Annotated in this window: 11 protein-coding genes; 10 read left to right on the forward strand and 1 reads right to left on the reverse strand. The window is 38.0% G+C overall.

What is annotated here, in order from left to right; all coding sequences use genetic code 11:
- The first annotated feature begins 39 nt into the window (after window positions 1-39).
- From MHH70_RS15855 to MHH70_RS15895, 9 genes are all read left to right on the forward strand, one after another.
- Window positions 40-1,032 (forward strand): lipoate--protein ligase, encoded by a 993-nt coding sequence (locus tag MHH70_RS15855; RefSeq protein WP_342471936.1) that lies wholly within the window; start codon window positions 40-42, stop codon window positions 1,030-1,032.
- Window positions 1,033-1,345: 313 nt separating this feature from the next.
- On the forward strand, window positions 1,346-2,050 hold the full coding sequence (locus MHH70_RS15860; protein WP_342471937.1) for a response regulator transcription factor: 705 nt from the start codon (window positions 1,346-1,348) through the stop codon (window positions 2,048-2,050).
- Window positions 2,050-3,048, forward strand: coding sequence for a sensor histidine kinase (locus MHH70_RS15865; RefSeq protein ID WP_066167175.1), 999 nt, complete (start codon window positions 2,050-2,052; stop codon window positions 3,046-3,048). The genes MHH70_RS15860 and MHH70_RS15865 overlap by 1 nt, the downstream gene beginning before the upstream one ends.
- A 2-nt stretch (window positions 3,049-3,050) precedes the next feature.
- Window positions 3,051-3,824, forward strand: a complete 774-nt coding sequence (locus tag MHH70_RS15870) for an ABC transporter ATP-binding protein (protein ID WP_107943286.1) — start codon at window positions 3,051-3,053, stop codon at window positions 3,822-3,824.
- Window positions 3,796-5,727 (forward strand): ABC transporter permease, encoded by a 1,932-nt coding sequence (locus MHH70_RS15875; protein WP_066167168.1) that lies wholly within the window; start codon window positions 3,796-3,798, stop codon window positions 5,725-5,727. Before MHH70_RS15870 ends, MHH70_RS15875 begins: the two co-directional genes overlap by 29 nt.
- A gap of 192 nt (window positions 5,728-5,919) precedes the next feature.
- Entirely contained in the window at window positions 5,920-7,470 is a 1,551-nt protein-coding gene (locus tag MHH70_RS15880; protein WP_107943331.1) for a fatty acid--CoA ligase family protein, read from the forward strand.
- A gap of 286 nt (window positions 7,471-7,756) precedes the next feature.
- Window positions 7,757-9,736, forward strand: coding sequence for a S9 family peptidase (locus MHH70_RS15885; protein WP_066167162.1), 1,980 nt, complete (start codon window positions 7,757-7,759; stop codon window positions 9,734-9,736).
- A 202-nt stretch (window positions 9,737-9,938) separates the two neighbouring features.
- Entirely contained in the window at window positions 9,939-10,586 is a 648-nt protein-coding gene (locus MHH70_RS15890) for a DedA family protein (RefSeq protein WP_342471938.1), read from the forward strand.
- A gap of 10 nt (window positions 10,587-10,596) precedes the next feature.
- Window positions 10,597-11,061, forward strand: coding sequence for an S-ribosylhomocysteine lyase (locus MHH70_RS15895; RefSeq protein WP_342471939.1), 465 nt, complete (start codon window positions 10,597-10,599; stop codon window positions 11,059-11,061).
- Window positions 11,062-11,128: 67 nt separating this feature from the next.
- Here the strand turns inward: MHH70_RS15895 and MHH70_RS15900 are convergent, their stop codons facing one another.
- A complete protein-coding gene (locus MHH70_RS15900) occupies window positions 11,129-11,905 on the reverse strand; it encodes an enoyl-CoA hydratase-related protein (protein WP_342471940.1) in 777 nt (258 codons plus the stop codon).
- A 416-nt stretch (window positions 11,906-12,321) separates the two neighbouring features.
- Between MHH70_RS15900 and MHH70_RS15905 the strand changes: the two genes are divergently transcribed.
- The gene (locus MHH70_RS15905) at window positions 12,322-13,560 is read left to right on the forward strand and encodes an HDOD domain-containing protein (RefSeq protein ID WP_066167150.1); all 1,239 of its coding nucleotides are present in this window, start codon (window positions 12,322-12,324) and stop codon (window positions 13,558-13,560) included.
- Window positions 13,561-13,593 lie beyond the last annotated feature (33 nt).

A 13,593-nucleotide genomic window follows, 5' to 3' on the forward strand; every position in this document is an offset into this window, starting at 1 on the left:
AAAATAAAATATGAACATTTGATGAAGGGAAGATACAACATGTATTTTATTGATAATAAAGGCATTACAGACCCGCGTATTAATTTAGCGATTGAGGAGTACATCTTGCGCAATATGGATATTGAGCAAGATGATTTTCTGCTGTTCTATATTAACCAGCCTTCCATTATTATTGGCAAAAACCAAAATACAATTGAAGAAATTAATACAGATTATGTAGAGGATAATAATATTATTGTTGTGCGTCGTTTATCAGGCGGTGGTGCTGTTTATCATGATTTAGGCAATTTGAATTTTAGCTTCTTAACGAAGGATGATGGCGATAGCTTCCACAACTATAAAAAATTCACGCAGCCTGTAGTCGATGCACTTGCAAAATTAGGTGTCAATGCAGAGTTGTCAGGGCGCAATGATATTTTGGCGGAAGGTCGTAAAGTATCGGGCAATGCGCAATATACTACACGTGGTCGCATGTTTAGCCATGGTACATTGATGTTTGATACAGATATTGATCAAGTTGTATCTGCACTAAAAGTAAAGAAGGACAAAATTGAGTCAAAAGGTATTAAATCTGTACGCTCACGTGTTGCCAATATCTCAGAGTTTTTAACAGAAAAAATTTCTGTAGAGCAGTTCCGTATGGAAATTTTAAAATCAATCTTCGATGGTGAGGAAAATATTCGCTATTATGAGTTAACTGATGAGGATTGGAAAAAAATCCATGAACTATCGGCGGAGCGCTATCAAAAATGGGAGTGGAATTACGGCAAATCACCACGCTTCAATATTCAAAAAACACATCGTTTCCCATCTGGCGGCATCGATATCCGCTTAGAGGTAAATCGCGGCATTATTGAAGAAATAAAAATTTATGGGGACTTCTTCGGTGTTGGTGATGTAGCGGAAGTAGAGCAGCTTTTAAAAGGCTGTAAATATGACCGTGCAGCAATCAATGAGGCATTAAAGGAAATTGATATTGCAAAATATTTCGGCGGTATTACAATCGAAGACTTTTTACAGTTAATCTATTAATGAGTGAGAGGGCATCCAAAAAGCCGTGCAGTAGCCGGTGTGTATGGACGCCTTCGTTGTTTTTGCAGAAAGCTTGCCTATTAAGACGGAGAGGATTTCCTTAAAAACGAGAGAAACAAAGGGATTGGCAGCATTTCACCTCAGTGAAAGAGAAGCAATAAACATCTTCCTTTCATTGTGCTTTCAATTTTGATATGAAATCATGTAAGCTTAAGGGAGGGAGTTCACGAAACTTCTCGGTTGCGGGTGCGTCTACGTAAATTGTGTGAGAATTGTGTGAGTGCCTGGCACCTGGAAAAAGGAGGTTTTTTTCATGGAAAAGCATCGGATTTTTATTGTAGAAGACGATAAAAAAATCGCTTCTTTGCTTGCAGAAACGCTACGCAAATATCAATATGAAGTAGCGACAGTACAAGATTTTGATGCGTTAATTGATGAGTTTTTAGCATTTGCACCGCATATGGTGCTACTTGATATAAATTTGCCTGCTTACGATGGTTATTATTGGTGTCGTCAGCTAAGGCAACATACGACATGTCCGATTTTATTTATTTCAGCGCGTTCGGGAGAAATGGATCAAATCTTTGCGCTTGAAAATGGCGGAGATGATTTTATTACGAAGCCATTCAATTATGAAATTGTGTTGGCAAAAATTCGTAGTCATTTACGTCGTACATATGGAGAGTATGCGGTAAGGCAGGAGGAGCGCACAGTAAAGCAAGGTGTGCTTACACTGTATTTAGAAAGCATGGAGCTGCATGTCAAGGATAGTGTTATTCCTTTGCAAAAAAAGGAATGTATCATTTTAGATTTACTTCTCGGACAAGCGCCGAAAGTGGTTTCGCGTGATGCGCTGCTTGAGCAACTATGGGATGACCAAGCATTTGTTGATGAAAATACGCTGAATGTCAATATGACGCGCGTACGTAAGAAGCTGGCGGATTATCATGTGAAATCAATAATCGAAACGGTACGTGGCGCGGGGTATCGTTTCGTGCTTAGTGCGGAGGAAATGTAATGGGGTTAAAGCTTTTTTTACAAGAACACATTTCCTACATTATTTTTCAATTACTGCTCGTGCTATTTGTTTTACTGCTGTACTTTCTAGATGGCTTTCGCAATTTTGAAACAGCACTTTATAGCATTATTATTAGCGCAATATTGATTACATCCTTTTTAGCAGTGCGCTATATGCTACGCCGTCGCTATTTAAGTAAAATTACACAATTGCCCACTACGATGGAGGAGGCGCTTCAAAAAAACGCTAAAACAACGGAATATATGCAGACGGAAAAGTACATGCAACAGCTTTATTATGTTTATCAAAACGAGGTGCAATCTTTGTATGCAAAGCAAACGCGTCAATATAAATTTATGAATCAATGGATCCATCAAATGAAAACGCCGATTGCTGTTTTAGAGCTGTTGTTACAGGAGGAAACCTCGTTAGATAAAAAAAGTGTGCAGGAGGAAGTGGAGCGTCTAAAGCGTGGTCTAGATATGGTGTTAATGAGTGCCCGTATCGATAGCTTTGAGGATGATATGCAAGTGGAGCAAGTGCCATTAAAGTCCATTGTCACGACTGTAGTAAATGAGCATAAGCGCTTATTTATTACAAATCGTGTTTTTCCAGAAGTTCATATAGATGATGAGTTAGTCGTTGCAAGTGATTCGAAATCGTTACAATTTGCCCTTGGGCAATTTATTACTAATGCTGTGAAATATACATTTGAACCGAATAAAAAAATACTAATTTATGCACAGCAACGGGAAGGAAGCATTACTTTGAAGATTAAGGATGAAGGAATCGGTATACCTAAATCAGATTTATCGCGCATAACAAAGGCTTTCTTCACAGGAGAAAACGGACGAAAAACAGGTGAATCTACTGGAATGGGACTTTATTTAGCAAATGAAATATGCGAAAAGCTGGGGCACCAGCTTATTATTACATCAACGGTCGGTGTTGGTACAACCGTCAATATAACATTTTCAAGCGAGCGAAACGGGGGATAATCGTGGCGATATTACAAATTAATGAAGTAACAAAAGTATATGAAGGAAAAGTAACACATCGCGCGCTCAATCAGCTAAGCTTTGAAGTGGAAAAAGGTGAGTTTTTAGCGATTATGGGACCATCTGGTAGCGGCAAAACGACGTTGTTAAATATTATTTCAACAATCGATTATCCGACATCCGGTGAAATTACTTTGGAAAAAATAAAGCCACAAAGCTTAAATAAAACAGAGCTTGCCTATTTTAGGCGTCGTCAGCTCGGCTTTGTTTTCCAAGACTTTAACTTATTACCGATGCTAACAGTAGAGGAAAATATCGTCTTGCCATTAACGCTGGATAATCAGCCACTGCAAGTAATGGAAAAGCGACTTGCTGTTTTAGCTGAGAAATTGGGCATAGAATCGATTTTGGAAAAGCGCCCGAATGAAATTTCAGGGGGACAAGCACAGCGCACAGCTATTGCTAGGGCATTAATCCATCAGCCCTCTATCATACTAGCCGATGAGCCAACAGGAAATCTTGATTCGCATGCATCGCGAGAAGTGCTTGAGCTATTAAGCAAAATTAATGAGGAGCGACAGGCGACAATTGTGATGGTAACACATGACCCGATTGCTGCTAGCTATTGTGATCGTGTGCTGTTTATTAAAGATGGTGAGTTTTTTAACGAAATTTATCGAGATGATCGCCGCCAAACATTTTTCCAGCGTATTTTAAATGTTTTAAGTTTATTAGGAGGGCAAGTGGGTGACCTTTCAACAATTCGCTTACCGTAATGTGTTTCGCAATTTTCGCATCTATGCCGCTTTTTTTATGGCAAGCTTTTTCTCTGTTTTTGTTTTTTTTATTTACTCAATGTTAATGTTTCATCCAGCGAGTGAGCATGGCTTTTTAGGCAATGTTTCCTTGTTAGGAATGGTTGTGGCAGAAGTGATTTTAATGCTATTTTCCTGGTTTTTTATTTTTTACTCGATGAAGGCTTTTTTGGAGGCACGCTCAAAGGAATTTGCCGTTTTACTGCATCTTGGGATGGAAAAAAGGCAATTAAGCAAGCTCGTCTTTTTAGAAACGATGTTAATTGGTGTTATTTCCTGTGTTTTTGGCATCGCATTCGGCTACGCGTTTTCAAAATTTTTCTTTATGATTGTGCGCGAGATTTTATATTTAGATGAGCTACCTTTGTATTTTTCATGGGAGCCATTCGTTTTAACGCTTACTGTATTTTTAAGTGCCTTTGTTGTTATTTCCTTTATCAGTGTGTTAATGACGCGGGAAACAAAGCTGATTGATTTATTAAAAGGACATCAATATATCGATGTCTCCAATTCATACTCAAAAATAGGTGCATTTTTAGGTGTTTTTCTAATTGGTCTTGGTTATACATTAGCAATCATTACAACATTTTTTACATTGCCAATTTTTTTATTAATCATCCCAATTATCGTGACAATCGGTACGTATTTTTTGTTTACTGATACGATACAAGCCTTTATCGAGCGAGTAAAGAGGCGCAAAAAGGTCTATTGGCGAAAAACACGTATGCTATCGCTTGCTGAGCAAGGACATATTATGTATAGCAATCGAAAAATGTTTTTTGTTGTAACACTTGTTTCAACATTAGCCTTTTTATGTGTAGGTGTATTGTCTGCTTTATCATCCTACACGTCTCAATACGATAAGCTAAACCCTTTAGGCATTATTTATAAAGGGAATGTAGACAATGAGTATGAAGTGGCGCATATTTCATCATTAATTTACGAGCTAGAAGAAGCAGGGCTATCGTATAATTTAACGCGCTTTGTTGTGAAAAGACAAACATCTACCCATACTTCCAATCCTGTTGAAGTGTTCAGTGTAACAAATATTAACCATTTGCTATTTTCATATGGCTATTCAATGGTGCGGCTTGAGCCGGGTGAAGCGATGTTTATTGCTTACTCAGACGATTCGATAAAAGAGCTTGGAGATATGACTGTACGTACAACACTAAAAGAAAGCGAGGTTGACCTTGTTATCAACAGTGTTTATCCAGAGCTTATTTTCCCTGACGCGATTATTAGCCGCAATGCCATTATTGTTAGTGATGAAGATTTTGAAAAAATCACACAACCGTTTGAGCGTGCAGATGTTGTTGAATCAAGCTATCATCTTCTAGCATTCGATATCGCTAATTGGGTAGAAGCGGCAAATATCGGTCTAGATTTGCATCATGCTGTTGCAGAGGAATATTTAAAAGAGAATTATACACTGCCATTTTATTTTGAAAATGCAGGGTTAAATTATTCTTATATATTAGCTGCCTATTCCTTGTTTATGTTAGTTGGTCTGCTCGTTGTAGCGGTATTTTTATTAGCTGCTGGGAGCTTTATTTATTTCAAGCTATATACAAGCTTGGAGCGTGAAAAGAAGCAATTTGACGTATTAAAGCGCATGGGTCTAACAGATAGTGAACAAAAAAACTTAATTACGCGTTATTTATTTCCACAATTTTTCCTTCCTTGGGGACTAGCACTTGTGCATAGTGTATTTGCTTTCTTTGTGTTACAAGCTATTTTAAAAAATGTTATGCATGTCTCATTAGGGAAAGAAATTGTTTTGGCGTTTGGCTTTATTGTCCTTATTCAGGTCGTTTATTTTTATTTGATTAGATGGCGTTATATCGCGCATGTACGCTTGTAAAAACGAGCATAAAATGACATGAACGACAGAATTTTTGCACAATCACTTGAAAGCTATTGTCATATTCAGATTTTTATTTTACAATAATATAAAATGAATGATAATTCATTTTATATTGGTTTAGTAGATGTCTGAGCTTCCGCTGAATCAATAGGCGCTTTTGACGGAATTGATATAAGGGGGATGGGTGTATTGAATTTAGTTGAAAAGGTAAGACAGCAAGCTCTCGAACAGCCAGAAAAAACGGCTTATCATTTTATGGGGAAAAATACAAGCTATCACGAGTTTGAGCAGACGGTAAGCCGCTTTGCAAAAGCTTTGCAAGATATGGGGGTAGAAAAGGGAGACCATGTGGCATTGTTGCTTGGCAACACACCTCATTTTTTAATTTCTCTTTATAGTGCGATGCGTATCGGTGCAACAGTAATTCCGATTAATCCAATTTATACGCCAGATGAGATTTCATATATTATCCAAAATGGTGATGTTAAAGTAGTTGTTGCGCTGGACATGTTGCTACCGCTTGTAGATAAAGGGGTACAAGTATTTACGAAAGTGGAGAAATATATTATTTGCGAAACAGCAGCAGACACAGGGGAGAAGGTCGCTGCATTAAGCGAAGGTGCAAAAGCAAAAACAGTTCTGTTTACAGCTTTATTGCAAGCGGCAGAAGGAATAGCTGAGCCAGTAGCATTGGAAACGGATGATAATGCAGTTATTTTATATACATCAGGTACAACTGGTTATCCTAAAGGGGCTATTTTAACGCATGGTAATTTATATTCTAATGCGCGTGATGTTGGCGCTTATTTGAAAATATCTGCTACGGATCGTGTGATTGCAACATTGCCAGTATTCCATGTTTTTGCATTGACAGTTGTCGTCAATGCTCCTTTAGTACAAGGAGCTACAATTCTACTAGCGCCACGTTTTAGCCCAGCTGAAATTTTTGAGCTGGCTAAGGCGCAAGAGGCAACGGTCTTCGCAGGAGTACCGACAATGTATAATTTCCTTTATCAGTTTGCTGAAGGCGATGTAGCTGCATTTAAAACATTGCGGTTAGCTATTTCAGGCGGTGCATCATTACCTGTATCGCTATTGCATAATTTTGAGCAAAAGTTTAATGTACGTATTTCAGAAGGCTACGGATTATCGGAGGCATCGCCAGTAACATGCTTTAATCCACTAGATAAAGAGCGCAAACCAGGCTCAATCGGTCAGTCGATTGTCAATGTTGAAAATAAAGTTGTTGACCCAGAGGGCAATGAAGTACCTGTCGGCGAGGTTGGCGAACTCATTGTGCGTGGACCAAATGTGATGAAAGGCTATTATAAAATGCCTGAAGAAACGGCTGTGACAATCCAAGATGGCTGGCTTTACACAGGCGATTTAGCGCGCAAGGACGAGGAAGATTACTTCTATATCGTTGATCGCAAAAAAGATATGATTATCGTTGGGGGCTATAATGTTTATCCGCGTGAAGTGGAGGAAGTGCTTTATGCACACCCGAATGTTGTGGAGGCTGCAGTTATCGGTTTACCAGATTTAGATTTTGGAGAAGCGGTATATGCATATGTCGTGTTAAAGGATAAGAGCATGAGTGCCGAGGAATTACAGCAATATTGTGCAGAGCATATTGTGAAATATAAAGTACCAAAAGTCATTGAAATTATCGATGAGCTTCCTAAAAATACAACAGGTAAAATTTTACGTCGCTCATTAAAGGAGCAGGCAACGAAATAGAGGGGCGTTCAAAAGACCATGCAGTAGCTGGTCTTTTGAACGCTTTTAATCATGTTTTTTTAGGGTTTACTAGAGAAAATGCAGGATGGGCTTTGAAAGGTGAGGAAACACATGGATTAGCGGTGCTTTACCTACCACTAACCTAAGTAAATAAAAAAATGAGCACCACTAGCAACACGGCTGATTTCATGCCTAAAAAGTTATTAGAATATTGACACATATTTGTGGCGTGGTAAACTTAATATTACGAAGTTCGAAATAACAATAAGGAAGTAGGGATTATGGAATGACAGCATTTTTAACGAAAGAGCATTTATTCACATTGCAATCTGTAACAGCCCCAGTACTAGCACCGAATGAGCAGGAGGCTGTATTTGTACGCACATTAATTGATAAAGAGGATAATAAATATTATGCACATCTATTCCATGTGGAGCTTGCTAACGAAGAAGTAGCGCAATGGACATTTGGCAAGGAGCGTGTCAGCAGCCCGAAATGGTCGCCAAATGGTAAGCAAGTTGCTTTTTTGTCAAATCGCGAAGAGAAAAATCAGCTTTATATTTTAAATCGTAGCGGTGGTGAAGCTAAAAAAGTAGCGAATTTCCCATACGGTGTTAGCTCATTTATTTGGAGCCCATGTGGTGAAAAGCTGTGGGTAACAGCAAGCTTAAAGAACGGCACAGCGTTTACCGATGCCGTAGAAAAGGAAGAGAAAAAGCTTCCAGAGGCATATGTCGTTGATAGAATGAAGCATAAAATGGATGGTGTAGGTGGTAATGGCTTACGTAAGCAAGGAATGAGTACTCATGTTGCTGAAGTAACGCTTGATGGTACGATTACACAGTTTACAGAGGGGAATCATGACCATACATTAAACAACATTTCTCATGATGGTAAAAAGCTTGTCATTGGTGTCAATCGCTCAGAAAATCAAGATTTTGAATTCCGTCAGCCACTATACATAGTAGATGTTGTGACGAAGGAAGAAACGATTTTAGTAGAGCAGGATGGCTATTATGGCGGAGCTACTTATTCGTTTGATAACCGCTATATTGCTTATGTTGGTAGCGATGCATCATTTAAAAATGCGACGCATGCGAAAGTTTATGTGTATGATACAGAAACAGCAAGCACGATTACTTTAACAGAGGGCTTAGATGCACCTGTTGGCGATTATGCTGTTGCTGATTTCCAGCAAGGGGCAGCAGCACCAGCAGTTGTTTGGACAGAAGCCAATGCACTTTATTTCCAAGTATCCACAATGGGCGATATTCGCCTATACTATGCAACATTGGAAGGGGAGCTTTATCCTGCGACACCGGAAAATGAGCATGTTTATGGCTATGCGCTAGCAAAAAGCGGTAATGAGGCAATACTTGCTGTTTCAAATCCTACATTCCCTGGTGAGCTATTTAAACATAATATTACGACAGGGGAGCGTAAGCAGTTAACGCATTTCAATGATGTATTCCTACGAGAAGTCACTTTATCAACACCAGAGTCTATTGTTTTTAAAGGGGCGAAGGACTGGGATGTGCACGGCTGGATTATGAAGCCGGCTAGCTATGTAGAAGGGGAAAAATATCCACTTATTGTAGAAGTTCATGGTGGCCCTCACACATTATATGCAAATACGTTTTTCCATGAAATGCAGCTTCTTGCTGCAGAGGGCTATGGTGTACTATATATTAACCCGCGCGGAAGCCATGGCTATAGTCAAGCATTTGTAGATGCTGTTCGCAATGATTATGGCGGTGGAGATTTTGAGGATATTATGAAAGCGACAGACTATGCGCTAGAAACATATAATTGGATTGACGAAACACGTCTTGGTCTAACAGGCGGTAGCTACGGTGGTTTTATGACAAACTGGGCTGTCGGGCATACAAACCGCTTTAAAGCAGCAGTGACGCAGCGCTCAATTTCAAACTGGATTAGCTTCTTCGGCGTATCGGATATCGGTTACTATTTCACAGACTGGCAAATTGGCAGCGACATGTTAGACGTAGAAAAATTATGGCATCATTCGCCATTAAAATATGCGAAAAACGTTGAAACACCTCTACTCATTTTGCATAGCGAAAAGGATTTCCGCTGTCCAATCGAGCAAGCAGAGCAGTTTTACATTACGTTAAAATCTATGGGCAAAGAGGTAGGCTTCGTTCGATTCCCTGACTGCGACCATAACCTATCGCGCACAGGTACACCAAACCTACGTATCCAGCGTCTAGAGCAAATTGTTGGCTGGTTTGAGAAGTATATTTAATGAGGGTGGCGTTCAGCTAACCGTGCAGTTGCCGGCTAGCTGAACGCCCCTTTCGATATCCTTTTAATTTATCCATCAAAATACCCCTTTTTTACGCAACATGTTAAAAAATTTTTCGTTCTAATTAATGTTATCAACCGCATAGTAAATGATAGTATGCTAAAATAAGAAAGTAAAAATTAATTAGAAAGAGAGCACAAGGATGGCAATTATTCAAGGCTTAATTGATTTTATTTTGCATATTGATGAGCACTTAGTAGAAATAATCCAACAATTTGGCGCATGGTCTTATGGGATTTTATTTTCGATTGTGTTCGTTGAAACAGGCGTAGTTATTATGCCGTTTTTACCTGGAGATTCCCTGCTATTTGCAGCGGGTACACTTGCCGCATTAGGGGCATTTAACTTACCGTTATTAATGACAGTTTTTATCGCGGCTGCTATTATAGGGGATACGGTTAACTATCATATTGGGAAGACTGTAGGTCTTTCTATTCCTCCTAATAGTTTTTTAGGCAAGGTGATTAATAAAGAGCGAATGGAAGCAGCACAGCGATTTTTCAATAAGCATGGTGGTAAAACAATTGTCATTGCGCGCTTCATGCCATTTATTCGGACGTTTATTCCGTTTGTGGCGGGGGCTAGCCGTATGAATTACAAGTATTTTATCGTCTATAATGTTGTAGGAGCACTTGCTTGGGTATTCATCTGTACATTGCTCGGTTATTTCTTCGGCAATATCCCAATTATTAAAGAAAACTTCTCAACGGTATTATTATTAATTATTTTCATTTCTGTATTACCAGCAATTATTAGTGCAATTAATGCACATTGTAAAAAAAATAAGTGAGGTAATGAACATGACAAAAATGAATGTAGAAAGCTTTAATTTGGATCACACAAAGGTAGTGGCACCATATGTGCGTTTAGCTGGGCTAAAGGAAGGAAAAAACGGAGATGTTGTACATAAGTATGATATTCGCTTCAAACAGCCAAATAAAGCATATATGAAAATGGATGCACTTCATTCAATTGAGCATTTAATGGCTGAAAATATTCGCAATCATAGCGAACATGTTGTTGACCTTAGTCCAATGGGTTGCCAAACAGGCTTCTATTTATCGGTAATTAATCATGATAATTATGATGAGATTTTGGACATTTTAGAGAAAACGCTACAGGATGTAGTAAGCGCGACAGAAGTGCCTGCTTGCAATGAGGTTCAATGTGGCTGGGCTGCAAACCATAGTTTAGAAGGCGCGCAACAATTAGCACGTGAAATGCTTGAAAAGCGCGCGGAGTGGTCAACAGTTTTTGCACAATAAAAGGCTGTTCGGAATATAGGCTAATACCTATATTTCGAACAGTCTTATTTTATTTTAGCAATTAATATTATTTACCTTTGAATTGTGGTGCTCTTTTTTCGACGAAAGCATTCAGGGCCTCAAGGCGGTCTTCTGTCGGTAATGTAATTTCGTATGCTTTACGCTCAATTTGCAAACCTGTTTGTAAATCGACCTTCATCCCTTGCTTTACAGCAAATTTTGCTTGCTGCAAGGCGATAGGTGCATTTTGCAAAATGGTATTTGCGAAATTTTCAACTACCTGCATTAAATCTTCTTGCTCTGCTACTTGCGTAAATAATCCGCAAGCTAGCGCTTCCTCACTTGATATTTTTTTTGCTGTTAAAATGTATTCTAATGCTTTTGCCTCCCCGATTAAGCGCGGTAATCGCTGTGTTCCACCCGCACCTGGGATAATCCCTAGCTTTGTTTCTGTTAGTCCAACTACCGCATTTTTTGTCGCAATGCGGAAATCGCAGGAGAGGGCTAATTCAAGGCCACCGCCAAAGGCATATCCATTTAGCGCGCAAATAGTTGGCTGCGGCAATCCTTCAATCGCATTGAACACCTCAGCAAATTTATGTAGATTTCGCTTTACCAATGGTTCAGGCAATGTTTGACGCTCCTTTAAATCAGCACCAACTGAAAAGGCTTTATCACCTGCACCTGTAATAATAACAAGTCGAATATCGGGATGTATACGAATGGATTCTATAATTGCTTGAAGCTCTGATAACATTTCGAAATTAAAAGCATTTAAGACATCAGGTCGATTTAGTTTTACATAGGCAATAGACTGTCGTTGTTCATATTCAATGATGTTCATAAATAAAAAGCTCCCCCTTAAATGTGCTATAGTATTATATTACCTCTCTCGAAATATATAGGCAATTAGCAATTGAACAATAGGCGAAGTATAGGTATGCTATAAGTAAGAAATTCTTTATCGTTAAATAGAAATAGCATTGAAATATCTTGAAAAATTTTGCTGAAAAATAACTGTTAATTTGCTATTATTTGTACATTAGCGCGTATTTTAGTTAAATTGAACGGATTTTTAATTACATCATGATGTAATGGATACGAAATAATCTTTTTAAAAGTTTAAAAAGATTAAATTAAAAGAGCGAATCAAATATGCCTGGAACTGTATACATATTTCCGTAGTCACCCTCTAGTTATTAGGATAGCTTTAGCTATGATGAAAAAAATTATGAAGAAATATAAAGTGAGGAGTTTAACGTGGAAGTTTTTATTGGAAGGCAACCGATTTTTAATGAAAAGGAACAAATAGTGTCTTACGAATTATTGTATCGAAGTAAAAATATAAATGCATTTCCTCTAGACGGAATAGATGCAGATGCTGCGACAATCGATGTTATTATTAATTCCTTTTTAACAATTGGTATAGATAAAGTAACAGATGGTGCACTAGCATTTATTAATTTTACGGAGAAGCTATTATTTAGTCCCTTGATAGATTATATTAATCCGAAAGAAGTCGTTATTGAAATTTTGGAGGATGTTATTATAACACCGAAACTTATTCAACGTGTAAAAGAGTTGAAGGGGAAGGGGTTTAAAATAGCACTTGATGACTTTATTTTAAAAGATGGAGTAACCGTTTATAATGAGCTGTTCAATTATGTAGATTATATAAAGGTTGACTTTTTAATTACCCCTTTAACAAAGCGTATGGAAATTGAGTATAAAGTAAAATCAAAGTTTCCGCATATCAAGCTTTTGGCTGAGAAAGTTGAAACGCGTGAGCAATATGAGATTGCAATGCATTCTGGCTATGTATTATTTCAAGGCTACTTCTTTGAAAAACCACAAATAATGAAGGCAATTGATATACCAGCAAATATTATAAATTATTTTCAAATCATTTCGATTTTAAAAGATGAGGAACCAGATATAAATATTTTGGCTACAAATATTGAAAGGGAAATTTCAATTTCTTATAAGCTATTGCAACTGATTAATAGCTCAAAAAATCGCCCGAAATCTAAGGTGCGTTCAATTAAACAAGCAATTGTACTATTGGGCATAACAGAGTTGCGGAAGCTTGTTTATTTATTGGCAATGCGCGAATTAAATAATTATGAAAAAACAGATGCTTTTAATGAATTAGTTGCCGCATCGTTATTCCGTGCAAAAGCATGTGAAAAGGTTGCGAAGTTAAATTATAAAAAGAACTTCTCGGAATACTTTTTAATTGGGCTATTGTCGTTAATTGATGCCTTGTTAAAACGTCCAATGTATCTGATATTAAGAAAGATGCCATTATCGGAGGAAATTGTTGAAACAATTAACGGCGTGGAAACAGAAATGACGCCTTATTTACAATTTAGTGAAGCGCTTTATAAATTAGATTGGGATAGGTTAGATGAATTGTCACTGCAATTAGGCTTGAATCAGGATGTGGTATTCCAAATTTATGATGAAGCGGAGCAGTGGGCACGAGAGGTTATTAGTTAACAACTTTTGTAGAAATGATGAAAATTGAATGAA

The sequence above is a fragment of the Metasolibacillus sp. FSL H7-0170 genome (assembly GCF_038593115.1).
Classification (GTDB): Bacteria; Bacillota; Bacilli; order Bacillales_A; family Planococcaceae; genus Metasolibacillus; species Metasolibacillus fluoroglycofenilyticus.